We start from the raw sequence: 23,942 nt of genomic DNA on the forward strand, positions 1-23,942 counted from the left end.
CCTGATCAGGAGGTCTCACCATGGCCGGACACAACAACGGCATCATCGATCCCCCCATCGACAACCTGCTCGACCGCGTCGACTCGAAGTACGAGCTCGTCATCTACGCCGCGAAGCGCGCGCGTCAGATCAACGACTACTACTCCGACCTGCACGAGGGAAACCTCTTCGACAACGTCGGCCCGCTCGTGGACTCGTCCGTCGAGGACAAGCCGCTCACGATCGCGCTGCACGAGATCAACGAGGACAAGCTCCGCCTTCGTCACGCAGAGTGATATTCCAGGCCGCGCCTCCGTTCTGTCGGAGGCGCGGTCCAGAATGGGTGCAACACCCTCTCTCTGTCCGTCCCGTTCTGGAGTATCGATGAGCGCCCTGCGTCTGTTCACGTCCGAGTCCGTCACCGAGGGACATCCGGACAAGATCTGCGATCAGATCTCCGACAGCATCCTCGACGGGCTCATCGCGAAGGACAAGGGCTCCCGCGTCGCTGTCGAGACGCTGGTCACGACCGGTCTCGTCCACGTGGCCGGCGAGATCCGCACCGAGGCCTACGTCGACATCCCCACGATCGTCCGCCAGGTCGTGAACGGCATCGGCTACACCTCCAGCGACACCGGCTTCGACGGCTCCTCCTGCGGTGTCAGCGTCTCGGTGGGCGAACAGTCGACCGACATCGCCCACGGCGTCGACAGCGCCCAGGAGCACCGCGACGGGTCTTCGATCGATCCGCTGGACGGGCTCGGTGCCGGCGACCAGGGCATCATGTTCGGCTTCGCCACGAACGAGACGCCGCAGCTGATGCCGATGGCCGCCTGGACGGCACACCGCCTCGCCGAGCGGCTCACCGAGGTGCGTCGCAACGGCCAGCTGCCGTTCCTGCGCCCCGACGGCAAGACACAGGTCACGCTCGGCTACGACGGCTTCACGCCGAAGACCGTCGATGCGGTCGTCGTCTCGACCCAGCACCACCCCGACATCTCGCAGGATGACGTCAAGGCCCAGGTCCGGGAACACGTGATCGATCCCGTGCTCGCGACCACAGGCCTCGACCTCGACGACGTCACCCTGTACATCAACCCCGCCGGGCCCTTCGTCACGGGCGGCCCCAAGGGGGACGCGGGTCTGACCGGGCGCAAGATCATCATCGACACCTACGGCGGAGCCTCGCGTCACGGGGGAGGTGCCTTCAGCGGCAAGGACCCGTCGAAGGTCGACCGGTCCGGCGCGTACGCAACGCGGTGGGTCGCCAAGAACGCCGTCGCCGCGGGGCTGGCCGACCGCCTCGAGGTGCAGGTGGCCTACGCCATCGGCGTCGCACGCCCGGTCGGTCTGTACGTGGAATCGTTCGGCACGGGCAAGGTGTCGGACGAGATCATCACCCGCGCGATCAACGAGGTGTTCGATCTCCGCCCGCAGGCGATCATCGAGCAGCTCGAACTGCTGCGCCCGATCTACGCGCAGACCGCGGCCTACGGGCACTTCGGCCGTGAGCTCCCGGACTTCACCTGGGAGCGCACCGACCGCGTCGAAGAGCTGCGCCGCGCCGCCGGTCTCTGATGGGACCGCGGTCCTGATGCCTGCGGAGAGCCGGCGCATCGCGCGCGTGCTCCTCGATTCCCCTCTTCCGCAACTCGATCGGCTCTTCGACTACGCCCTTCCCCCTGAGCTGGGGGATGTGCCCCTGGGAGTTCGCGTTCGCGTGCCCCTGCGCACCGCCGGACGCGTGATCGACGGCTACGTCGTCGACATCGACGCGGAGGACGATGCCGACCGGGCGCTCTCGGAGGTCGAGAGCGTCGTGTCTCCGGTGCCCGTGCTTCCCACGCGTCTGCACACCCTCGCTCGTCGCGTCGCCGACCGGGCAGCGGGCTCGGCCTCCGACGTGTTGCGCCTGGTGATCCCCAAACGTCAGGTGCGTGTCGAGAAGGCGTGGACGGCCGATACGCCCGCCGAGGTCCCCGACGCCGATGCTCTGGCCGTGGCGGAGAGCACGGTCGATCTGTACGAGGGGCTCGGCGCCGTTCTCGACTCCGGTGGTCGCGCCGCGGTCGAGGCGATTCCCCAGCTCGTCGACGGCGTGCAGGGCTGGGCCCGTCTGCTTGCGGCATCGGCAGCGCGGATGCTCGCCGCGGGGCGATCATCGATCATCGTCGTCCCGGACAGTCGCGATCTCGATCGACTCCTCGCGGCTCTGGAGGCGCTCGTCCCCGCCGCCGCAGTGGTCCGTCACGACTCCCGGCAGACCAACCCCGACCGTTATCGTGGCTTCCTCCGCACGCTCGAAGACGCCCCGTGCATCGTGGTGGGCAACCGCTCGGCCGTGTACTCACCCGTCGTCGCAGGCCTGGTCGCGATCTGGGACGACGGCGACCCGCTTCTCGGGGAACCGCTGGCCCCGTATGTGAATGCACGGGACGCGGCACTGCTGCGTCAAGAGCTGGAGGGGTCGGCGCTGCTCTTCGCCGGCCACACGCGCACGACGGATGTCGAACGGCTGGTCGTCCTCGGCTGGCTGCAGGACGTCAGAGCAGCACGTCGAGTGCTGCCGCGAGTCGTCCTCAGCACGCCCCAGGAGATGGAGCAGCCGACGGCTCAGCGGATGCCGTCGTCCGCGTTCCTCGCCGCACGCACCGCGGCGGCGGAAGGCCCGGTGCTCGTGCAGGTGTCGCGCCCCGGATTCTCTCCCTCACTGGTGTGCGCGGACTGTCGAGCGCCCGCCCGGTGCGCCCACTGCGGCGGTCCACTCGGTGCGAAGCATCGCGGTGCCGTGCCGGTGTGCGGATGGTGCGGACGCGGTGCCAGTGCCTGGACGTGTCCTGCCTGCTCGTCGACGAAGCTTCGCCTGGCTTCGTCCGGCAGCGAGCGCACGGCCGACGAGCTGGGGCGCGCGTTCCCCGGTGTGCGGGTGATCGTCGCGGACGGCGCTCATCCGGTGGAGCGGGTTCCGGCGAAGCCCGCACTCGTCGTCGCGACCCGTGGTGCCGAGCCGATCGCCGATGGGGGATACCGTGCCGTCGTGCTGCTCGACGGGCCGAGGATGCTCCAGGCCCCCGACCTGCGGGTCGCCGAGTCCTGTCTGCGGTGGTGGTCGAACGCGGCCGCGCTGGCGGCTCCCGGCGCGCCCGTGCATCTCGTGGGCGTCAACGGGGCGGCCGCGAAGGCGCTGGCCACCTGGAACCAGGCCGGCCATGCCCGATCGGAGCTGGAGAGCAGAGCACCTCTGCACATGCCTCCGACGACGCGCGTGGCGCTCGTGCAGGGATCGGTCCCCGCCGTCGCCGATGCCCTCGCCGCACTCAGCGATCTCGCCCTGCCCTCGGACGCGGTGCTCGGGCCCGTCCCGGTCGAGACCGACGACGTGCCCCCACGGGTGCGTGCGCTCGTGCGCTTCGACTACGGTGCCGGAGCGCGGGTGGCGACGGCCCTGCGCGCGGCGGTCGTCGCCGAAGCCGTGAGCGGTCGTCGCCGAAAGGGGCGCGCCACCAAGAGCACCCTCTCCGTCCGCCTCGATATCCTCGAACCAGAGCTCTGACCCTTCCGGAGAACATTCATGCGCCTCGTCTTCGCCGGCACACCGGCCGCCGCAGTCCCCAGCCTCCAGCGACTCGCGGAGTCCCACGACATCGCTGCGGTCGTCACACGTCCCGACGCCCCGCTGGGGCGTCGTCGCACCCTGACCCCGTCTCCGGTGGCGCAATCGGCTGTCGGACTGGGTCTTCCCGTGATCAAGACGGCGCGCCTGGACGACGCGGCGACAGCGGAGATCTCTGCGCTCGAGGCGGACCTCGGGGTGATCGTGGCGTACGGCGGGCTCGTGCGCGAGCCTCTGCTGTCGGCGCCCCGCGCGGGGTGGATCAATCTGCACTTCTCGCTGCTGCCGGCCTGGCGCGGAGCCGCTCCTGTCCAGCGTGCGCTGATCGCGGGGGATCAGGTGCTCGGTGCGAGCGTCTTCCAGCTGGTCGCGGAACTCGACGCCGGCGATGTCTTCGCCATGCGCGAGGTCGATGTCCCCGCTGCAGCCACCGCAGGGGAGGCTCTCGAGCTCCTCGCCGCCGACGGCGCGCAGCTCCTCGCCGAGGTGGTCTCCGAGATCGCCGAGGGTACGGCGTCGTCGATGCCGCAACAGGGCGAGCCCACCTTCGCGGCCAAGCTCACGCTCGCGGACGGATTGCTCGATTGGAGTCGGCCGCTCGACACCGTGTTCGCTCATTTCCGCGGTGTGACCCCGGAACCGGGTGCGCACACCACGGTCGCAGGTCAACCCCTCAAGGTGCTCGAAGCCACCCCGGCCCCGGATGCCGAGCCCCTCGCGCCGGGGCGGCTCCGCGGCACCAAGACGGCTCTCCACATCGGCACCGGCACCGGTGCACTCGCGGTGACCAGGGTCCAGCCGGCAGGCAAGGGCGCGATGAACGCTGTCGACTGGTGGCGCGGTCTGCGTGGAGGCGACGAACTGGTGGCCGGTTCATGAGCGAAGAACGACGGAACCGTAGGACGGCACCGAAGAACGCCGGTCCGCGTGGCGCGCAGCGATCGGGAGACGCGCATCGCGGGGGGCAGCGCGGTCCCGCCCGCACCGTGCAGCCCGCGAGACGAGTCGCGTACGGCGTGCTGCGTGCGGTCTCCGAGACCGATGCCTATGCGAACCTCGTGCTGCCCTCCGCGATCGCCGAAGCGCAACTCAGCCCCCAGGACGCTGCTCTCGCGACCGAGCTGACGTACGGCACGCTGCGCCGGCTCGGCACCTACGACGCGATCATCGCCGCGGCGGCGGATCGTTCTCCCGACAGCATCGATCCCGCCGTCCTCGACGCTCTGCGCCTCGCCGTGCATCAGCTGCTGGCGACGCGGGTGGCTTCGCACGCCGCGGTGAACGAGTCGGTGAACCTGGTCGCGACGGAGTCAGGGCGTGGAGCATCGAGCTTCGCGAACGCCGTGCTCCGTCGCATCGCCCGGGAATCAGGCGACGAGTGGCAGGAACACATCGAGAGCAGCGCACGCTCCGACGACGAACGACTCGCCCTGCGTTCCGCGCACCCGGTGTGGGTGATCCGCGCTCTGCGTCGTGCTCTGATCGCCGAGGGGCGTAGCGAGGAGCTGGAGGCACTTCTCGAGGCCGACAACGCCTCACCCGATGTCACGCTCGTCGCGCTCCCCGGGCTCGCCGAGCCGGGGGAGCCTCGTCTGCCGTACGCGCCCACGGCCTTCGCCTCGGCCGGCGGCGACCCCCGGCATGCCGTCGAGGCGTCCGGTGGGACCGTGCGCGTGCAGGACGAGGGATCCCAGCTCGTGGCACTGGCCTTGGCCGGCGCCGCGCCCATCACCGCCGGTGAGCGCTGGCTCGACCTGTGCGCGGGGCCAGGTGGCAAGACGGCGCTCCTCGCTGCTGTCGCCCGTGAGCATGACGTCACTCTGGAGGCGAACGAGGTCGTCCCGGTGAGGGCCCGATTGGTGCGCAAGGCATTGCGGGCCGTCCCCGGTGAGATCGAGGTGCACGAGCAGGACGGGCGGACTCTGGCCGCATCCCGGCCGGGGGAGTTCGACCGCATCCTCGTCGATGCCCCCTGCACGGGTCTGGGGGCGCTGCGGCGGCGCCCTGAAGCGAGGTGGCGGAAGTCCCCGGCCGACGTCGCCGAGCTCGTGCCGCTCCAGGTCGAGCTGCTCTCTGCCGCGCTCGATGCCCTCGCCCCTGGCGGGATCGTCGCGTATGTCACGTGCTCTCCTCATCTCGCGGAGACCACGGGCGTGGTGAAGGAGGTGCTCCGCGACCGTGCAGATGTGCGCGAGCTCGATGCGCGGGCCGTCATCGCGGATGTCGCCATGGCCCCGATCGATCTCGCGGAGGACGGCAGGGTCGGTTCCGGCAGCGCACAGCTCTGGCCGCACCGTCACGGGACGGATGCGATGTTCCTCGCGCTCCTGCAGCGCTCATCGATCGACGACACCTCATCCGGGAAGGAAGACTAGGACTGTGGAACTCCCTCGCGCCCCGCGCATAAACCCGAGTATCCTCGCCGCCGACTTCGTGAACATGCAGGCGGATCTCGCCAAGATCGCGACCGCCGACTTCGCGCACGTCGACGTGATGGACAACCACTTCGTGCCCAACCTGACGTTCGGGCCGCAGATGGTGGAGCGCATCCAGGCCACCAGCCCGATCCCGCTCGACGTGCACCTGATGATCACGGACCCCGAGCGGTGGGCGCCCGAGTATGCCGAGATCGGCGCCGCGAGCGTGACTTTCCACCTCGAGGCCGCCGATGAGCCCGTCGCTCTCGCCCGTCGTCTTCGTGATATCGGTTCTCGAGCCGGGGTCGCGGTGAAGCCGGCGACACCTGTTGAATCGCTCTTCGAGGTCCTCGACGAGTTCGACCAGATCCTCGTGATGACCGTGGAGCCCGGCTTCGGCGGGCAGAGCTTCATGCCGGAGACGATGCCGAAGCTGCGCGCTCTCGCGGAAGAAGCCCGTCGGCGCGGCTCCCGTGTCTGGCTCCAGGTCGACGGCGGCATCTCGGACCGCACGATCGAGATCGCCTCCTCCGCGGGCGCCGATACATTCGTCGCGGGCTCGGCCGTCTACGGGGCTGACGACATTGAGGCGGCCGTCACCCGGCTGAGAGACCTCGCCCGAGCCGCTAGCCTGGAAGCGTGAAGACTTTCGACGAGCTGTTCGCCGAGCTCAGCGTCAAGGCCGAGACCCGCCCTGCCGGATCGGGCACCGTCGCCGAGCTCGACGGCGGCGTGCACACGATCGGCAAGAAGATCGTGGAAGAGGCCGCCGAGGTGTGGATGGCGTCGGAGTACGAGTCCGACGAGGCCGCCGCCGAGGAGATCTCCCAGCTGCTGTACCACGTCCAGGTGATGATGCTCGCGAAGGGGCTCAGCCTGCAGGACGTCTATCGACATCTGTGATGCGCTCCGTTCCGATCCCCTCGAACTGAAAGCCATCCATGCTGCGCATCGCTGTTCCCAACAAGGGCTCGCTCTCCGAGACCGCCGCCGACATGCTCGCCGAGGCGGGCTACGCCGGCCGTCGAGACCCCAAAACCCTGCACGTCATCGACGCCGACAACGACGTCGAGTTCTTCTTCCTCCGTCCCAAGGACATCGCCACCTATGTCGGCTCCGGCGCGATCGACGTCGGCATCACCGGTCGTGACCTGCTGCTCGATGCACGCATGCCCGGTGCGCGCGAGATCGAAGCTCTCGGCTTCGCCGGCTCGACTTTCCGCTTCGCCGCGCCGACCGGACGCTACACCGATGTGAGCGAGCTCGACGGGCTCCGCATCGCGACGTCGTACCCCGGCCTCGTCGACGCGTTCCTCGACGAGCGTGACATCGCCGTCGACCTGGTGCCCCTCGACGGCGCCGTGGAGTCCGCGGTCCGCCTCGGTGTCGCCGATGCCGTCGCCGATGTCGTCGAGACCGGCACGACGCTGCGTCAGGCCGGGCTCGAGGTGTTCGGCCCCGTCATCCTGGAGTCGGAGGCGGTGCTCATCGCCGGACCCGTCGACGCCGAGGGCGCGGACACGCTGCTTCGCCGCCTGCGCGGTGTGATGGTCGCTCGACGCTTCGTCATGATCGATTACGACCTTCCGGTCGCCCTCCTCGATGACGCCGTGAAGATCGCCGGGGGCGTGGAGTCGCCGACGGTCTCGCCGCTGCGTGACCCCGAGTGGGTGGCCGTGCGCGTCATGGTGGCTCGTTCCCGGGTCAACCCCGTGATGGACGCTCTCTACGCGCTGGGTGCACGGGCCATCCTCGTCACCGCGATCCACAACGCGAGGCTCTGATGACGCTCGCGAGCCGTGTCATCCCGTGTCTCGACGTCGCCGATGGGCGCGTCGTCAAAGGGGTGAACTTCGAGAACCTGCGGGACATGGGCGACCCCGTCGAGCTCGCCAGGCACTACGCGGCGCAGGGTGCGGACGAGATCACCTTCCTCGATGTCACCGCGACGGTCGACGCCCGCGCCACGACGTATGACGTCGTGCAGCGGACGGCGGAGCAGGTGTTCGTGCCGCTCACCGTCGGCGGGGGAGTGCGCAGCGTCGACGACGTGGCGCGCCTGCTGTCGGTCGGCGCGGACAAGGTCGGCGTGAACTCGGCGGCCATCGCGCGCCCGGAGCTCATCGGCGAGATCGCCGACCGCTTCGGTGCGCAGGTGCTCGTGCTCTCGCTCGACGTGAAGCGCGCGCCCACGACCCACTCGGGCTTCGTCGTCACCACGCACGGCGGCCGCACGCAGACCACTCTCGACGCCCTCGACTGGGCGCGGGAGGCGGCGGAGCGCGGAGCGGGCGAGCTTCTCGTCAACTCGATCGATGCGGACGGCACCAGAGACGGCTTCGACCTGGAGCTCGTGCGCCTGATGCGGGAGGCGGCGTCCGTGCCCGTCATCGCATCGGGCGGTGCCGGAAAGGCATCGGACTTCGCGCCCGCCATCAAAGCCGGTGCCGACGCCGTGCTCGCGGCCAGTGTGTTCCACACCGGCGCGCTCACGGTCGGCGACGTCAAGGACGCGCTTCGCGCGGAGGGGGTTCTCGTCCGATGAGCGACGCGGAAGCACAGACGACATCCGTCGACGAGCGCATCGCGCAGGTCGCCTTCAACGCCGACGGGCTCGCGCCGGTCATCGTGCAGCAGTGGGACACGCGCGAGGTGCTGATGCTCGCCTGGGTCGACGCCGAGGCGCTGCGACGCACCCTGACCTCCGGACGGGCGACCTACTGGTCCCGGTCCCGCCGGGAGTACTGGCGCAAGGGCGACACGTCCGGACACATCCAGGTCGTGCACGAGGCGCGTCTGGACTGCGACGGCGATGCGATCCTGCTCCTCGTGGCCCAGACCGGCCCCGCCTGCCACACCGGCACGCGCACCTGCTTCGACACGAACGACCTCGAGGCCGTCACCGGAACGGATCGCTCATGAGCCTCGCGAAACGCGGTCGCGCGCTGTCCGTCTCCGGCTTCCTTCTCGCCGGGGCGATCGGCATCATCTCGTCGACTCAGACCTGGCTGACCGTGGAGCGCGCCGACGCGGGCGAGGCGATCCTGGTCCCCGGGGCGTCCGCCCTGGTGCTTCTCGCCCCGCTCAGCCTGGCTGTGCTCGCTCTCGGCGCCGCGCTGTCGATCGCGGGCAAGCCGGTGCGCCTCGTGTTCGGCGTGCTCGCGGCGGCGACAGCCGTGTTCCTCGGTTGGTCGACTCTCCAGCTGCTGCTCTCCGAACCCTTCGACGCCGTCGGGGCCACCGTGACCGAGGTGACCGGATTGGCGGGAGGCATGGCGGTCCATGAGGTGGTCGCGAGCATCGTGCCTTCGGCCTGGCCGTACATCGCGCTCGTGGGCTGGGCGATCCTGCTGGCGGCCTCGGTCGTGGTCCTCACGACGTGGCGCGGGTGGAAGGCCGGTGGACGCCGATACCGCACCGACCGCGTCGATGTCGCGCACGACGGGCCCGTCGATGCCGTCGATTCCTGGGACGAGCTATCCCGGGGAACCGATCCGACACGCTGACCCCGATAGACTGAATCCGAACCGCACGTCGTCCCCCGGAGGAGAACATGACCAACCCGATCGCCGATCCCGGCCACGGACACTCGCCTGCCGCTTGGACCGCTGTGGTCATCATGCTGGTCGGCTTCGCCGCCGCCACGGTCGCGTTCTGCTTCGAGCAGCCCGTCCTCGTCATCGCCTCGGTGGCCCTCGTCCCGATCGGCGCGATCGTCGGCTGGGCGCTGGCAAAGGCCGGTTACGGCGTGAAGGGTCCGAAGTACGCTCCGAAGGCGCACTAATGGTGCTCGCCGACCTGACGGCCGGCGCTGTCGCAGACGCCGAGCGTCGCGCCCTGTCGCGACCGCTGGCCGCCCTCGAGCGAGACGCTCTCGCCCGTCCCGCAGCGAAGGACGCACTCTCGTTCCTCGCGCCTGCGGATCGCGTGAAGATCATCGCCGAGGTCAAGCGTGCGAGTCCCTCGAGAGGCGCACTCGCCGACATCCCCGACCCGGCTCTTCAGGCATCGCTGTATGAGACGGGCGGTGCGTCCGCGATCAGCGTGCTCACGGAGGAGCGTCGTTTCGGTGGCAGCCTCGCCGACCTCGAGGCGGTCACGGCGCGGGTCTCGCTCCCCGTGCTGCGCAAGGACTTCATCGCGTCCCGCTACCAGGTGCTCGAGGCGCGTGCAGCCGGCGCCGATCTCGTCCTGCTCATCGTCGCCGGCCTCGAGCCCGACGTGCTGCGTGATCTCTTCGGCTTCATCGGCGAGCTGGGCATGACGCCGCTCGTCGAGACGCATTCCGCTGACGAGCTCGAAGCCGCGGTCGACCTCGGCGCCCCCCTGATCGGCGTCAACGCGCGGGACCTGAAGACCCTCGAACTCGATCGTGACCTGTTCGGGCGCCTGGTCGAGCGCATCCCCGACACGGCGGTCAAGATCGCGGAGTCGGCGGTGCTCACTCCGGCTGACGTCGTGCACTACCGTTCCGCGGGCGCCGACGTCGTGCTGATCGGCGAGGCGCTCGTGACCGGCGACCCCGTCGCCACCCTCAAGAGTTTCCTGGAGGCATGATGAGCCTGCGCGACCAGCACGGCCCCTTCTTCGGCGAGTTCGGCGGGCGGTACATGCCCGAGTCGCTCATCGCGGCGATCGATGAGCTCACGGTGGCCTACGAGGCCGCGATCGTCGACCCGTCGTTCCGCGACGAGCTCGCGCATCTGCTCAGCTCCTATGCCGGGCGCCCCTCCGCGATCACCGAGGTCCCGAGATTCGCCGAACATGCCGGCGGTGCGCGCATCTTCCTCAAGCGCGAAGACCTCAACCACACCGGGTCCCACAAGATCAACAACGTGCTCGGCCAGGCTCTGCTCACCAAGCGCCTCGGCAAGACCCGCGTGATCGCGGAGACCGGTGCCGGACAGCACGGCGTGGCGACGGCGACGGCGGCAGCGCTGTTCGGTCTGGGCTGCACCATCTACATGGGCGAGGTCGACACCGAACGGCAGGCGCTCAACGTGGCTCGCATGCGCCTCCTCGGCGCCGAGGTGGTCCCGGTGACCTCCGGCTCGCGCACGCTCAAGGACGCGATCAACGACGCCTATCGCGACTGGGTCGCTTCGGTGGAGACCACCAACTACATCTTCGGCACGGCGGCGGGTCCGCACCCGTTCCCGGCGATGGTCCGCGACTTCCAGAAGATCATCGGCGAAGAGGCCCGCGCGCAGTTGCTCGACGAAGTGGGACGGCTTCCCGATGCGGTCATGGCGTGCGTCGGCGGTGGCTCCAATGCGATCGGCATGTTCGACGCGTTCCTCGACGACGAGGGTGTCCGACTCTACGGGGTCGAGGCCGCCGGCGACGGCGTCGACACCGAGAAGCACGCGGCATCGATCGAGCGCGGCCGCCCTGGCGTGCTCCACGGTGCGAAGACCTACGTCCTCCAGGATGCCGACGGCCAGACGATCGAGTCCCACTCCATCTCGGCCGGTCTCGACTACCCCGGTGTCGGCCCCGAGCACTCCTGGCTCGCCGACATCGGTCGCGCCGAGTACATCCCGGCGACCGACGACGAGGCGATGCAGGCGTTGCGTCTGCTCAGCCGGACCGAGGGGATCATCCCCGCCATCGAATCGGCACACGCCCTCGCCGGGGCACTGCGCATCGGTCGCGAGCTCGGTCCCGACGGCTTGATCGCCGTCTGCCTGTCCGGTCGCGGCGACAAGGACATGGACACCGCGGCCCGCTACTTCCAGCTCTACGACGAGGCCGCTCTGGCCCACGACGTCGAGCAGGAGAGCGAAGAGGAAGAACGCATCGCGAAGGGGGAACCGCAGCTGTGAGCCGCGTCGAACAAGCCATCCAGCGTGCGCAGGACGCCGGCCGCAGCGCCTTCGTCGGGTACCTGCCCGTCGGCTTCCCCGATCTCGAGACGAGCATCCAGGCAGCCATCGCCCTGGCCGAGAACGGCGTCGACATCATCGAGCTGGGACCGCCGTACAGCGACCCGGTGATGGACGGCGCGATCATCCAGGAGGCGACCACCAAGGCTCTGGCTGCGGGTTTCCGGATGGCCGACCTCTTCACGGCGATCCGCGCCATCACGGCGGCCACCGATGTCCCCGTGCTCGTGATGACCTACTGGAACCCTGTTCTGCAGTACGGCATCGATCGCTACGCGGATGACCTGCTCGCCGCGGGCGGTGCCGGGCTCATCACGCCGGACATCACGCCGGACGCGGCAGGGGAGTGGATCGCAGCCAGCGAGCGGACCGGCCTCGACCGGGTGTTCCTGGCGGCGCCGACCTCCTCCGATGAACGACTCGACCTGGTGGTGAAGTCCTCCACGGGGTTCGTGTACACGGTCTCGACGATGGGCATCACGGGGGAGCGCGCCGAACTCGACCGCGCTGCCCGCACCCTCGTCGGGCGCCTGCGGGCGCACGGAGCTCACCGCGCCTGCGTCGGAATCGGCATCTCCACCGCCGAGCAGATCGCCGGAGTCTCCGAGTACGCCGACGGCGCCATCGTCGGCACGGCGCTCGTCCGCGCTCTGCGTGACGGCGGAGTACCGGCCCTCGCAGAAGTCACCCGAAACCTGGCCTCCGGCACCTCGTCGGCACGCCCCGATCACGAGAACTAGAATCGCACTCATGTCACTCGCGCTCCACAGCACCTTCACGAACGTGCTCGCCAGCATCCCGAGCCCCACGGTCTCGTATTTCGACCTCGGGCCGATCCGGATCCACTTCTACGCGCTGTGCATCATCGCCGGCATCATCGCCGCGACGTTCCTGACCAACCACCGCCTCACCAAGCGTGGAGCGGAGCCGTGGGTCGTGATCGACATCTCGATCCTCGCAGTGCCGCTGGCGATCATCGGCGCGCGCATCTTCCACGTGCTCACCCACCCGAACGACTACTTCGGCGAGGGTATCAACACCTGGAACCCGTTCCAGCCAGGCTCCGTCTGGGCCATCTGGGAGGGCGGCATCGCGATCTTCGGCGCGCTCATCGGCGGTGCCATCGGCGCGTACCTCGGGTGCCGCTGGACAGGCATCCGCTTCTGGACGTTCGCCGACGCGCTGGCACCCGGTCTGCTGCTGGCACAGGCCATGGGTCGCTTCGGCAACTGGTTCAACAACGAACTCTTCGGGCTTCCCACCGATCTGCCCTGGGGTCTGGAGATCCCGTCCACCAACTCGGCCTTCCCCCCTGGACTTCCCGAGGGCACGCTGTTCCACCCCACCTTCCTGTACGAGGTGATCTGGAACGGTCTCGGCGTCATCGTCCTGCTGTGGCTCGGTCGCAAGCTCTTCTTCCAGTGGGGTCGCCTCTTCGCGATCTACCTGATCTGGTACAGCGCCGGTCGCATCCTCTGGGAGTCGATCCGCATCGATCCGAGCGAGATCATCCTGGGCCTGCGCAGCAACGTCCTCGCGGCCATCATCGGCGTGCTCATCGGTGTCGCGATCCTCATCGTGCAGACGCGTCGTCACCCCGGACTGGAGCCGTCGCCGTACCAGCCCGGTCGCGAACGGACCGACCCGGACGCTGTTGTACAATCGCAGGACAATACCTCTGACTTCGTAGACGTGAGCGAGCCTCCGGCCGAAGAAGTCACCGCAGGAGCCACCGCCACAAGCACTGCTCCCACGAGCGAGGACGGCTCTCGATAACGCCGCCTCGTAGCGGGAGAACCATTGCACTGAACGAGCGGGCCGACGTCGTCCCCGGGTTTCACTCGAAGATCTGAGGACGGTAACTGGTGTACTTCCAGCCCCCTTACGGCGCCTCCGGCGCATACCCCCCGAAGCAGGGCATGTACAACCCGGCGTTCGAGAAGGACGCCTGCGGCCTCGCCATGGTCGCGACCCTGCGCGGCGAAGCCGGGCATGACATCATCGCGTTGGCCCTCGAGGCCCTGCGCAACCTGGAGCACCGCGGAGCCATCGGCTCGGATGCGGGCACCGGGGACGGCGCCGGCATCCTGACGCAGATGCCCGATGCGTTCCTCCGCGCCGTGGTCGGGTTCGAACTGCCGCCGGTGGGGGAGTACGCCGCAGGACTGGCGTTCCTGCCTCGCGATTCCAGCGAGCGCCGCCAGCAGAAGGCCGGCATCGAGAAGATCGCCCGTTCCGAGGGGCTTCGCGTCCTCGGCTGGCGTGAGGTGCCCACGGCCAACGAGAACCTCGGCAAGCTCGCCGATGAGGCGCGTCCCGCGTTCGAGCAGCTCTTCGTCAGCGCGGGCGGAGCGACGCACTCCGATGCGCCCCTCACGGGCATCGCGCTCGACCGCGTCGCCTACCGTCTGCGCAAGCGCGCCGGTCACGAACTCGGTGCCTACTTCGTCTCGCTCTCCGCCCGCACCCTCGGGTACAAGGGCATGGTCACCACCCTGCAGCTCGAGCCGTTCTATCCCGACCTGCAGGACGAGCGCTTCGCCTCGGAGCTCGCCGTGGTGCACTCCCGCTACTCCACGAACACCTTCCCGTCGTGGCCGCTCGCGCAGCCGCTGCGCATGCTCGCCCACAACGGCGAGATCAACACCGTCGGCGGCAACCGCAACTGGATGCGCGCCCGCCAATCGCAGCTGGAATCCGAGCTCCTCGGCGACATCACGCCGCTGCTTCCCATCTGCACCGACGGCGCCAGCGACTCCGCCTCGTTCGACGAGGTGCTCGAGCTGCTCACGCTGACCGGGCGCAGCCTGCCGCACGCGATCATGATGATGGTGCCGGAGGCCTACGAGAAGCAGGCCGACATCTCTCCGGAGCTGCGCTCGTTCTACGAGTACCACTCCAACCAGATGGAGCCGTGGGACGGACCGGCCGCTCTCATCTTCACGGACGGGACCCTCGTCGGCGCGACGCTCGACCGCAACGGTCTGCGTCCTGGACGCTGGACGGAGACGACCGACGGACTGGTCGTCATCGGATCCGAGACCGGCGTTCTCCAGTTCGAACCGGAGCGCATCAAGCGTCGCGGCCGCCTGCAGCCGGGCAAGATGTTCCTGGTCGACACGTCGCAGCGTCGGATCATCGAGGACAGCGAGCTCAAGCACGATCTCGCCACGATGCACCCGTGGCAGGAGTGGCTCGACGCCGGCGCCGTGCGTCTTGCCGAGCTTCCCGAGCGTGAGCACATCGTGCACCCGCCGGCGTCGATCACCCGTCGTCAGCGGACCTTCGGCTACACCGAGGAAGAGGTCCGCATCCTTCTCACGCCGATGGGTCAGACCGGTGTCGAGCCGCTCGGCGCGATGGGCTCTGACACGCCGATCGCCGTGCTCAGCAAGCGTCCGCGGTTGCTGTTCGACTACTTCACCCAGCAGTTCGCCCAGGTGACCAACCCGCCGCTCGACTCGATCCGCGAAGAGGTCGTCACGAGCCTCAAGCTGGGCCTCGGGCCGGAGAGCAACCTGCTCACCTGGGGGCCGGAGCACACGCGTACGGTGTCTCTGGACTTCCCGGTGATCGACAACGACGAGCTCGCGAAGATCCGCCACATCGACAAGGCCATGCCCGGTCGATCGAGCGCGACGATCCGCGGCCTCTACCACTTCGACGCCGGCCCTCAGACGCTCGCCGACCGGCTCACCGAGATGTGCGCCGAGGTGGACGAGGCCATCGAGAACGGTGCCGAGTTCATCATCCTGTCGGACCGTGATTCGAACAAGGATCTGACACCGATCCCGTCACTGCTCATGGTCTCGGCGATCCACCACCACCTCATCCGGCGCGAGAACCGCATGAAGGTCGGTCTCATCGTCGAAGCCGGAGACGTCCGCGAAGTGCATCATGTCGCGACCCTGATCGGCTACGGTGCCTCCGCCGTCAACCCGTACCTCGCGATGGAGACGGTAGAGCACCTCGTGCGCACCGGCTACATCACGGGCATCACGACCGAGAAGGCCGTCAAGAACCTGATCTACGCGCTCGGCAAGGGCGTGTTGAAGATCATGTCGAAGATGGGCATCTCCACCGTGTCGTCCTATGCCGGTGCTCAGGTGTTCGAGGCGGTCGGCCTCAGCCAGGAGTTCATCGACGCGTATTTCACGCGCACCGAGTCGAAGCTCGGCGGTATCGGCATCGAGGAGATCTTCGCCGAGAACCAGGCGCGCCACGACTACGCCTATCCGGAGGATGCGGCAGCACGTGCGCACGAGAGGCTCTGGACGGGCGGCGAGTACCAGTGGCGCCGCGACGGCTCTCCGCACCTTTTCAATCCGGAGACGGTGTTCAAGCTGCAGCACTCGACGCGGACGCGACGTTACGACATCTTCCGCGAGTACACGAAGCTCGTCGATGAGCAGGCCGCCGAGCTGAAGACCCTGCGCGGACTGTTCACGCTGCGCACCGGCACTCGCAAGCCCGTGCCGCTGGACGAGGTGGAGCCCGTCTCCGCCATCGTCAAGCGCTTCTCCACGGGGGCGATGAGCTACGGCTCCATCTCCAAGGAGGCGCACGAGACGCTCGCCGTCGCGATGAACAGCATCGGCGCGAAGTCGAACACCGGTGAGGGTGGCGAGGATCCGGACCGCCTGGTCGACCCCGAGCGTCGCAGCTCGATCAAGCAGGTCGCGTCGGGACGGTTCGGGGTGACGAGCCTGTACCTCACCGAGGCGGACGACATCCAGATCAAGCTCGCCCAGGGTGCCAAGCCCGGCGAGGGAGGCCAGCTGCCTCCGACCAAGGTGTACCCCTGGGTCGCGCGTACCCGTCACGCCACGGCCGGTGTGGGATTGATCTCCCCGCCGCCGCACCATGACATCTACTCGATCGAAGACCTGAAGCAGCTGATCTTCGACCTGAAGCGGGCGAACCCCGAGGCTCGCATCCACACCAAGCTGGTGAGCCAGTCGGGCATCGGCGCGGTGTCGGCCGGTGTCGCGAAGGCGCTGAGCGACGTGATCCTGGTCTCGGGTCACGACGGCGGCACAGGTGCGAGCCCGTTGAACTCGCTCAAGCACGCGGGCACGCCGTGGGAGCTCGGCCTCGCGGAGACGCAGCAGACGCTCATGCTCAACGGCATGCGGGATCGCGTGGTGGTGCAGGTCGACGGCCAGCTCAAGACCGGCCGCGACGTCGTCATCGGTGCGCTGCTCGGTGCGGAGGAGTTCGGCTTCGCCACCGCTCCGCTCGTCGTCAGCGGCTGCATCATGATGCGCGTCTGCCACCTGGACACGTGCCCCGTCGGTGTCGCCACGCAGAATCCGGTTCTGCGCGAGCGGTTCACGGGCAAGCCCGAGTTTGTCGTGAACTTCATGGAGTTCATCGCCGAAGAGGTGCGCGAGCTCCTCGCCGAGCTCGGCTACCGCTCGATCGACGAGATCGTCGGCCGTGCCGACCTCATCGAGGTCAACGCCGCGGTCGAGCACTGGAAGGCCGAGGGGCTGGACCTCACTCCGGTGCTGGAAGGCCCGGTGTTCCCGGCAGGCGAACCGCGTCGCAGCGCACGCACCCAGGACCACGAGCTCGAGAAGCACTTCGACGTGAAGCTGATCGACATCGCGAAGGGCGCGCTGCTCAACGGCGAGCCCGTCGTGGTCGAGCTGCCCATCGCCAACACCGAACGTGCGGTGGGGACGATGCTCGGTCATCAGGTGACGTCACGGCACGGAGCAGCCGGTCTGCCGCAGGGCACCATCGATGTGACTCTGCACGGCACCGCCGGTCAGTCGCTCGGGGCGTTCCTGCCGCCGGGTATCGTCCTGCGGCTCGAGGGCGATGCCAACGACTACGTCGGCAAGGGGCTCTCGGGCGGCGACATCACGATCCGTCCGCCGCGAGGCTCCAAGATCGCGCCGCACGAGAACGTGATCGCCGGCAACGTGATCGGCTACGGCGCGACCTCGGGGACGATGTTCATCTCGGGCGTCGTCGGCGAGCGTTTCCTCGTCCGCAACTCGGGTGCGACCGCCGTGGTCGAGGGCGTGGGCGACCACGCTCTGGAGTACATGACCGGTGGGCTCGCGGTGATCCTCGGCTCGACCGGGCGGAACTTCGGCGCGGGGATGTCCGGGGGAGTGGCCTACGTGCACGCCCTCGACACCAGCAAGGTGAACGCGCAGTCGCTCGGGAGCGGCGAGTTGCTCCTCGAGTCGCTCGACCGCGCGGATCTCGAAGTGCTGCGGAGCCTGCTGGTCGCGCACGTCGAGCGCACCGCGTCGCCGCGGGCCGCGGGTCTTCTCGAGAACTTCGAGGCGGCAGCCGCAGAGTTCGTGAAGGTGCTCCCTCGTGACTTCGCCGCCGTGCGGAGCATGCGCGAGGAGGCGCTGGCCGAGGGGATCGACCCCGACGGCGACATCGTGTGGAACCGCATCCTGGAGGTGACCGGTGGCTGATCCCAAAGGCTTTCTGAAGGTGACCGAGCGGGAGCTTCCCGCGCGTCGTCCCGTTCCCGTGCGCATCATGGACTGGAAAGAGGTCTATGAGCCCGGCGACAAGCAGGTCCTGCGCCGTCAGGCAGGGCGCTGCATGGACTGCGGCGTGCCGTTCTGCCATCAGGGGTGCCCGCTCGGCAACCTGATCCCGGAGTGGAACGACTTGACGTGGCGAGGCGAGGGTCGCGCGGCGATCGAGCGCCTGCACGCGACGAACAACTTCCCGGAGTTCACGGGGCGGCTCTGCCCTGCGCCGTGCGAGAGCTCGTGCGTGCTCGGTATCAACCAGCCGGCTGTGACGATCAAGCAGATCGAGGTCTCGATCATCGACGAGGCCTTCTCCAAGGGCTGGGTCGAGCCGGAGCCGCCGGAGCGGCTGACGGGCAAGACGGTCGCGGTGGTCGGTTCCGGTCCTGCGGGGCTTGCCGCCGCCCAGCAGCTCACCCGTGCCGGGCACACCGTCGCGGTCTTCGAGCGTGACGACCGCATCGGCGGACTGCTGCGCTACGGCATCCCCGACTTCAAGATGGAGAAGACGCAGCTCGAGTCCCGCCTTCGCCAGATGCAGGAGGAGGGCACCCGCTTCCGCGCCGGCGTCGAGATCGGCAAGGACATCTCCTGGCCGGACCTGCGCGCCCGGTACGACGCGGTGGTGATCGCCACAGGCTCCACGGTTCCGCGTGACCTCGCGATCCCCGGCCGCGACCTGGACGGCGTCCATTTCGCCATGGAGTACCTCGTCGAGTCGAACCACGCGGTGGCGGGCGACAAGGTCACGGATCAGATCAGCGCCGAGGGCAAGCACGTCATCGTGATCGGCGGTGGCGACACGGGTGCGGACTGCATCGGAACCGCGCACCGGCAGGGCGCACTCAGCGTCACCAACCTCGCGATCGGCAAGCAGCCGGGCGACACCCGTCCCGACCACCAGCCGTGGCCGATGATGCCGACCCTGTTCGAGGTCTCCTCCGCTCACGAAGAGGGCGGAGAGCGTGTGTTCCTCGCCTCCACCGTCGAGTTCCTCGGCAACGACGTCGGCGAGGTCCGTGCACTGCGCGTGGCGGAGACGGAGTTCGTCGATGGTCGGCGTGTGCCCAAGAGCGGCACTGAGCGGGAGATCCCGGCCGATCTCATCCTGATCGCCATGGGCTTCACCGGACCGGAGCAGGACGGCTACACCGAGGAGACGCTTCCCCAGGTGACCGATCGGGGTGCGTTCCGGCGCGACTCCTCCTACGAGTCGACGGTGCCGGGCGTGTTCGTCGCCGGCGACGCCGGCCGTGGACAGTCGCTCATCGTGTGGGCCATCGCCGAGGGGCGTGCAGCCGCGGCCAACGTCGACCGGTTCCTGATGGGCACCACCGTGCTCCCGGAGCCGGTGCGTCCGAGCGATGTCGCGATCGGACTCCAGCCCGCGTAGGCTGAGGCCGGCACCGTCGCCTGATTCACCATCCCCCACTTCTACCCTGGAGCAATCTTTGAGACGCGCGAAAATCGTCGCCACCCTGGGCCCCGCCACCTCCACCTATGAGACGGTGCGCGCACTGATCGATGCGGGCGTGGACGTCGCCCGACTGAACCTCAGCCACGGTGACTACTCCGTGCACGAGAACAACTACGCCAACGTGCGCCGTGCCGCTGAGGACGCTGGTCGCCCCGTCGCGATCCTCGTCGACCTGCAGGGTCCGAAGATCCGTCTCGGCAAGTTCGAGGGCGGACCCTACGAACTCGCCAAGGGCGACATCTTCAAGATCACCACCGAGGACATCATCGGCAACAAGGAGATCTCCGGAACGACGTTCAAGGGACTCCCGCAGGACGTCAAGCCCGGTGACTTCCTCCTCATCGACGACGGCAAGGTCCGCGTCGAGGTCGTCGAGACCGACGGTGTGACGGTCACCACCAAGGTCATCGTCGCCGGAGCGGTCTCGAACAACAAGGGCATCAACCTGCCCGGCGTCGCCGTGAACGTCCCCGCGCTGAGCGAGAAGGACGAGGAGGACCTCCGTTGGGGTCTGCGCATCGGCGCCGACCTGATCGCGCTGTCCTTCGTGCGCAACGCCGCCGATGTCATCCGCGTCCACGAGATCATGGCGGAGGAGGGCGTCCGCGTCCCCGTCATCGCCAAGGTCGAGAAGCCGCAGGCGGTCGACGCGCTCGAGGAGATCGTCGACGCGTTCGACTCGATCATGGTGGCCCGCGGCGACCTGGGTGTCGAGCTGCCGCTCGAGGCAGTCCCGATCGTGCAGAAGCGCGCCGTCGAGATCGCCCGCCGCATGGCGAAGCCGGTCATCGTCGCGACGCAGATGCTGGAGTCGATGATCAACAGCCCGGTGCCGACCCGCGCCGAGACGTCTGACGTCGCGAATGCCGTGCTCGACGGCGCCGACGCTGTGATGCTCTCGGGCGAGACCAGCGTGGGAGACTACCCGGTCGTCGTGGTCGAGACCATGGCGCGCATCATCGAGTCGACTGAGGAGCACGGCCTGGAGCGCATCGCGCCGCTCACGACCAAGCCCCGCACGCAGGGTGGTGCGATCACCCTCGCCGCGCTCGAGGTCGCCGAGTTCGTCGACGCGAAGTTCCTCTGCGTCTTCACGCAGTCCGGTGACTCCGCCCGTCGCCTGTCGCGTCTGCGCTCGCGCATCCCGATGATCGCCTTCACCCCGGAGCCCGGCATCCGTCGCCGCATGGCGCTGACGTGGGGTATCCGCTCGACGCTGGTCGACATGGTCCAGCACACCGACCTGATGTACCACCAGGTCGATGAGTACCTGCTCGGCAACGGTCTGGCAGAAGAAGGGGACAAGGTCGTCGTGATCTCCGGTTCCCCTCCCGGAATCGTCGGATCCACGAACGACCTTCGCGTGCACAAGGTCGGCGATGCGATCCGCGGCGCCGCGCCGATCTACAAGGCCGGCGTCTGACGTACGTCATCCAGAGGGGGTGGGACTTCGGTCCTGCCCCCTCTGTCGTCCGCTTCGGGTAGCTTTCAGGCATGGACACGCATCGCCGTCGAAGGAGGCCGTCATCGGCGTGCTGAGGAACGCGCGATGGTGGATAGCCGATTACGCGTACGCGGGGTACTGGCAGGTCCGTGCGGCACTCGACCGCACCGATCCGTCGTCCTTCGTCTCCGGAGATGCTGCACACATCGTCGTGCTCCCCGGCGTCTACGAGACCTGGCGGTTCCTGCAGCCGCTCGTCGTCGCGATGCATGAACGTGGTCATCCGGTGCACATCGTCGAGGCGCTCCACCGGAATGAGCGTCCTGTGGCCGAGATGGCCGCGGTCGTGGCGGCGTTCCTCGAGGAGCGCGGGCTCGAAGACGTGATCCTCGTCGCGCACAGCAAGGGCGGCCTTGCGGGGAAGACCGTGATGACCGGTCCGGCGGGCACGCGCGTGCGGTCGATGCTCGCGATCGCCGCACCGTTCGGCGGGTCGCGCTATGCGCGGTTGATGCTCTCCAGAACGCTTCGTGCGTTCTCACCGCTCGACCCGTCGATCGTGGATCTGGCGCAGCAGGTGACGGTGAACGAGCGGATCGTCTCGGTGTACGCGGCGTTCGACCCTCACATCCCCGAAGGCAGCGAACTGGCCGGCGCCAAGAACGTGCGCCTCGATACGGGCGGGCACTTCCGGATCCTCGCGCATCCACGCGTTCTGGCGGAGCTCGCGGTGCTCGCGGAATAGTCGATCAGTCGCCCGCGCCGGAATTCGCGCGTTCGTTCGATCGATGTTGGGTGCCGGCGGTGGGACTCGAACCCACACGCCCTTTCGGACAAAGCATTTTGAGTGCTCCGCGTCTGCCATTCCGCCACGCCGGCTCGTGTGTCGCGTCTACGACTTTAGCGCAGAGCAGGAGGCGCGACCGTCCGCGCCGAGCGCCTGAGGCCTGCAGACAGGGGCACTCCACTAGGATGGGTGTGTGACAGAGCAAGAAGAGCAGGCTGAACAGCCCACGTCATCCGCACCCCGACGCGTCGTCGTCGCCGAAGATGAGTCGCTGATCCGTCTCGACATCGTCGAGATCCTCCGCGACAACGGCTTCGATGTGGTCGGCGAGGCCGGTGACGGGGAGACCGCGGTCGCTCTGGCCACTGAGCTCCGCCCCGACCTGGTCATCATGGATGTCAAGATGCCTCAGCTCGACGGCATCAGCGCGGCCGAGAAGCTGCACAAGGGCAATATCGCCCCGGTCGTGCTCCTGACGGCGTTCAGCCAGAAGGAGCTCGTCGAGCGTGCCAGCGAGGCCGGTGCCCTCGCCTACGTCGTGAAGCCGTTCACGCCGAACGACCTCCTTCCGGCGATCGAGATCGCGCTGGCCCGCCACGAGCAGATCATCACGCTCGAGGCAGAGGTCGCCGACATGGTCGAGCGCTTCGAGACCCGCAAGCTCGTCGACCGGGCCAAGGGTCTGCTCAACGAGAAGATGGGGCTGAGCGAACCCGAGGCCTTCCGCTGGATCCAGAAGGCCTCCATGGACCGTCGTCTCACTATGCAGGACGTCGCGAAGGCGATCATCGAGCAGCTCGCTCCCAAGAAGTAGCGGTGAACGCCGGATCCTTCCGGCTCGATTCCGAGCACATCCTCAGGCCCGTGCGCCTGGGCGACGGTGCCGCGCTTTCGCGTGCCTATCTGGCGAACCGCGGGCATCTCGCGCCGTGGGAGCCGACGCGCTCGGAGGCGTTCTTCACCGTCGCCTCGCAGGAGGCGCATGCACAGCAGTGTGTGGACGACGCATCGGCAGGGCGTGGCATCCGCTTCGTGATCGAGTCCGACGATGGTGAGATCCGCGGACGGATGAACCTCAACAACATCGTCCGTGGGGCGTTCTGGAGCGCAGACCTCGGTTACTGGGTGGATGCGACGCGCGTGCACCGTGGGCTCGCGAGCCGCGCGGTCGCGAGGGTGATCGAGCACTCCCGCACCGAGCTGCGGCTGCACCGACTCCAGGCGGCCACGCTGCTGCACAACCTCGGCTCGCAGCGGGTGCTGCTCGGAAACGGGTTCGAGCGCATCGGGATGGCGCCGAAGTACCTCCTGATCGCGGGGGAGTGGCAGGATCATCTGCTGTTCCAGCGCCTGCTGGAGGAACCGCTCAGCGCCCGGCGGGAAGGTCCTTGATCATGTTGGTGATGCGGATGGTCGAGCAACGACGACCCTGATCGTCAGTCACCACGATCTCGTGCACCGTGATGCTCCGTCCCAGGTGCACGGGCGTGCAGACGCCGGTGACCAGACCAGAGGTCGCCGATCGCGTGTGTGTCGCATTGATGTCCACCCCGACAGCGAGCCTTCCGGCACCGGCGTGCAGATTGGCAGCCATCGAGCCGAGTGACTCTCCGAGCACGACGTAGGCCCCGCCGTGCATGAGTCCGACGGGCTGGGTGTTGCCCTCGACCGGCATCGTCGCGACGCAGCGCTCGACGCTGAACTCGACGAACTCCATGCCCATCTTCTCGGCGAGGGCGCCCATTCCCCGGGCCGTCGCCCAGTCGAGTCCCTCGCTCATCGCGACATCGCCCATGCATCCTCCTCAGCGGGTGTCCGTCGTCCTCGTTAG

At 68.4% G+C, this 23,942-nt stretch carries 23 protein-coding genes and 1 tRNA gene; 22 read left to right on the forward strand and 2 right to left on the reverse strand.

The features are described from left to right. Nucleotides 1-20: 20 nt before the first annotated feature. From rpoZ to MOX01_RS10575, 20 genes are all read left to right on the forward strand, one after another. Complete coding sequence (gene rpoZ / locus MOX01_RS10480; protein ID WP_017204385.1) at nt 21-275, forward strand: DNA-directed RNA polymerase subunit omega; 255 nt, start codon at nt 21-23, stop codon at nt 273-275. 88 nt (nt 276-363) lie between these two features. Next, a complete protein-coding gene (metK, locus tag MOX01_RS10485) occupies nt 364-1,557 on the forward strand; it encodes a methionine adenosyltransferase (protein ID WP_046747134.1) in 1,194 nt (397 codons plus the stop codon). Nucleotides 1,558-1,573: 16 nt separating this feature from the next. Next, nucleotides 1,574-3,532 carry a primosomal protein N' family DNA-binding protein gene (locus MOX01_RS10490; protein WP_141369553.1) on the forward strand — a complete coding sequence of 653 codons (1,959 nt, stop codon included), beginning with the start codon at nt 1,574-1,576 and terminating at the stop codon, nt 3,530-3,532. A gap of 18 nt (nt 3,533-3,550) precedes the next feature. Further along, nucleotides 3,551-4,471 carry a methionyl-tRNA formyltransferase gene (fmt, locus tag MOX01_RS10495; RefSeq protein WP_058631198.1) on the forward strand — a complete coding sequence of 307 codons (921 nt, stop codon included), beginning with the start codon at nt 3,551-3,553 and terminating at the stop codon, nt 4,469-4,471. Continuing rightward, nucleotides 4,468-5,967 (forward strand): RsmB/NOP family class I SAM-dependent RNA methyltransferase, encoded by a 1,500-nt coding sequence (locus tag MOX01_RS10500; protein ID WP_230977891.1) that lies wholly within the window; start codon nt 4,468-4,470, stop codon nt 5,965-5,967. The genes fmt and MOX01_RS10500 overlap by 4 nt, the downstream gene beginning before the upstream one ends. Nucleotides 5,968-5,971: 4 nt before the next feature. Then, nucleotides 5,972-6,652, forward strand: coding sequence for a ribulose-phosphate 3-epimerase (gene rpe, locus MOX01_RS10505; RefSeq protein WP_046747131.1), 681 nt, complete (start codon nt 5,972-5,974; stop codon nt 6,650-6,652). After that, nucleotides 6,649-6,912: a phosphoribosyl-ATP diphosphatase gene (locus MOX01_RS10510; RefSeq protein WP_045265324.1), complete on the forward strand. Its 264-nt coding sequence runs from the start codon at nt 6,649-6,651 to the stop codon at nt 6,910-6,912. Before rpe ends, MOX01_RS10510 begins: the two co-directional genes overlap by 4 nt. Nucleotides 6,913-6,950: 38 nt before the next feature. Then, nucleotides 6,951-7,793: an ATP phosphoribosyltransferase gene (gene hisG / locus MOX01_RS10515; protein WP_046747130.1), complete on the forward strand. Its 843-nt coding sequence runs from the start codon at nt 6,951-6,953 to the stop codon at nt 7,791-7,793. Beyond that, on the forward strand, nt 7,793-8,554 hold the full coding sequence (hisF, locus tag MOX01_RS10520; RefSeq protein ID WP_058631197.1) for an imidazole glycerol phosphate synthase subunit HisF: 762 nt from the start codon (nt 7,793-7,795) through the stop codon (nt 8,552-8,554). Before hisG ends, hisF begins: the two co-directional genes overlap by 1 nt. Further along, nucleotides 8,551-8,931: a phosphoribosyl-AMP cyclohydrolase gene (hisI, locus tag MOX01_RS10525; RefSeq protein WP_046747128.1), complete on the forward strand. Its 381-nt coding sequence runs from the start codon at nt 8,551-8,553 to the stop codon at nt 8,929-8,931. The genes hisF and hisI overlap by 4 nt, the downstream gene beginning before the upstream one ends. Beyond that, a complete protein-coding gene (locus tag MOX01_RS10530; RefSeq protein WP_058631196.1) occupies nt 8,928-9,515 on the forward strand; it encodes a Trp biosynthesis-associated membrane protein in 588 nt (195 codons plus the stop codon). The genes hisI and MOX01_RS10530 overlap by 4 nt, the downstream gene beginning before the upstream one ends. Nucleotides 9,516-9,562: 47 nt before the next feature. After that, the gene (locus MOX01_RS10535) at nt 9,563-9,793 is read left to right on the forward strand and encodes an HGxxPAAW family protein (protein ID WP_046747126.1); all 231 of its coding nucleotides are present in this window, start codon (nt 9,563-9,565) and stop codon (nt 9,791-9,793) included. A gap of 2 nt (nt 9,794-9,795) precedes the next feature. Next, nucleotides 9,796-10,566 carry an indole-3-glycerol phosphate synthase TrpC gene (gene trpC, locus MOX01_RS10540; RefSeq protein ID WP_171010952.1) on the forward strand — a complete coding sequence of 257 codons (771 nt, stop codon included), beginning with the start codon at nt 9,796-9,798 and terminating at the stop codon, nt 10,564-10,566. Beyond that, a complete protein-coding gene (gene trpB / locus MOX01_RS10545) occupies nt 10,566-11,834 on the forward strand; it encodes a tryptophan synthase subunit beta (protein WP_141369690.1) in 1,269 nt (422 codons plus the stop codon). The genes trpC and trpB overlap by 1 nt, the downstream gene beginning before the upstream one ends. Next, a complete protein-coding gene (gene trpA / locus MOX01_RS10550; RefSeq protein ID WP_046747123.1) occupies nt 11,831-12,634 on the forward strand; it encodes a tryptophan synthase subunit alpha in 804 nt (267 codons plus the stop codon). The genes trpB and trpA overlap by 4 nt, the downstream gene beginning before the upstream one ends. Nucleotides 12,635-12,644: 10 nt before the next feature. Continuing rightward, nucleotides 12,645-13,670 (forward strand): prolipoprotein diacylglyceryl transferase, encoded by a 1,026-nt coding sequence (lgt, locus tag MOX01_RS10555; RefSeq protein ID WP_046747122.1) that lies wholly within the window; start codon nt 12,645-12,647, stop codon nt 13,668-13,670. A gap of 143 nt (nt 13,671-13,813) precedes the next feature. Continuing rightward, nucleotides 13,814-18,337, forward strand: a complete 4,524-nt coding sequence (gene gltB / locus MOX01_RS10560) for a glutamate synthase large subunit (RefSeq protein ID WP_141369691.1) — start codon at nt 13,814-13,816, stop codon at nt 18,335-18,337. Then, a complete protein-coding gene (locus MOX01_RS10565) occupies nt 18,330-19,796 on the forward strand; it encodes a glutamate synthase subunit beta (RefSeq protein ID WP_046747120.1) in 1,467 nt (488 codons plus the stop codon). The genes gltB and MOX01_RS10565 overlap by 8 nt, the downstream gene beginning before the upstream one ends. Before the next feature lie 58 nt (nt 19,797-19,854). Then, nucleotides 19,855-21,303: a pyruvate kinase gene (gene pyk, locus MOX01_RS10570; protein WP_061015909.1), complete on the forward strand. Its 1,449-nt coding sequence runs from the start codon at nt 19,855-19,857 to the stop codon at nt 21,301-21,303. Nucleotides 21,304-21,412: 109 nt separating this feature from the next. Beyond that, nucleotides 21,413-22,069 carry a lipase family protein gene (locus MOX01_RS10575; RefSeq protein WP_230977890.1) on the forward strand — a complete coding sequence of 219 codons (657 nt, stop codon included), beginning with the start codon at nt 21,413-21,415 and terminating at the stop codon, nt 22,067-22,069. A 51-nt stretch (nt 22,070-22,120) separates the two neighbouring features. Here the strand turns inward: MOX01_RS10575 and MOX01_RS10580 are convergent. Then, nucleotides 22,121-22,203, reverse strand: a tRNA-Leu gene (locus tag MOX01_RS10580). A 101-nt stretch (nt 22,204-22,304) separates the two neighbouring features. Here MOX01_RS10580 and MOX01_RS10585 point away from each other — a divergent pair. Then, complete coding sequence (locus MOX01_RS10585) at nt 22,305-22,925, forward strand: ANTAR domain-containing response regulator (protein WP_017830602.1); 621 nt, start codon at nt 22,305-22,307, stop codon at nt 22,923-22,925. Between the two features lie 2 nt (nt 22,926-22,927). Beyond that, entirely contained in the window at nt 22,928-23,503 is a 576-nt protein-coding gene (locus MOX01_RS10590; protein WP_058631192.1) for a GNAT family N-acetyltransferase, read from the forward strand. On the opposite strand, the gene MOX01_RS10595 is transcribed toward MOX01_RS10590, so the two are convergent. Continuing rightward, on the reverse strand, nt 23,478-23,906 hold the full coding sequence (locus MOX01_RS10595; protein ID WP_046747117.1) for a hotdog fold thioesterase: 429 nt from the start codon (nt 23,904-23,906) through the stop codon (nt 23,478-23,480). The genes MOX01_RS10590 and MOX01_RS10595 overlap by 26 nt on opposite strands. Nucleotides 23,907-23,942 lie beyond the last annotated feature (36 nt).

The organism is Microbacterium oxydans (assembly GCF_006540085.1).
In the GTDB taxonomy this organism is placed as follows: Bacteria; Actinomycetota; Actinomycetes; order Actinomycetales; family Microbacteriaceae; genus Microbacterium; species Microbacterium oxydans.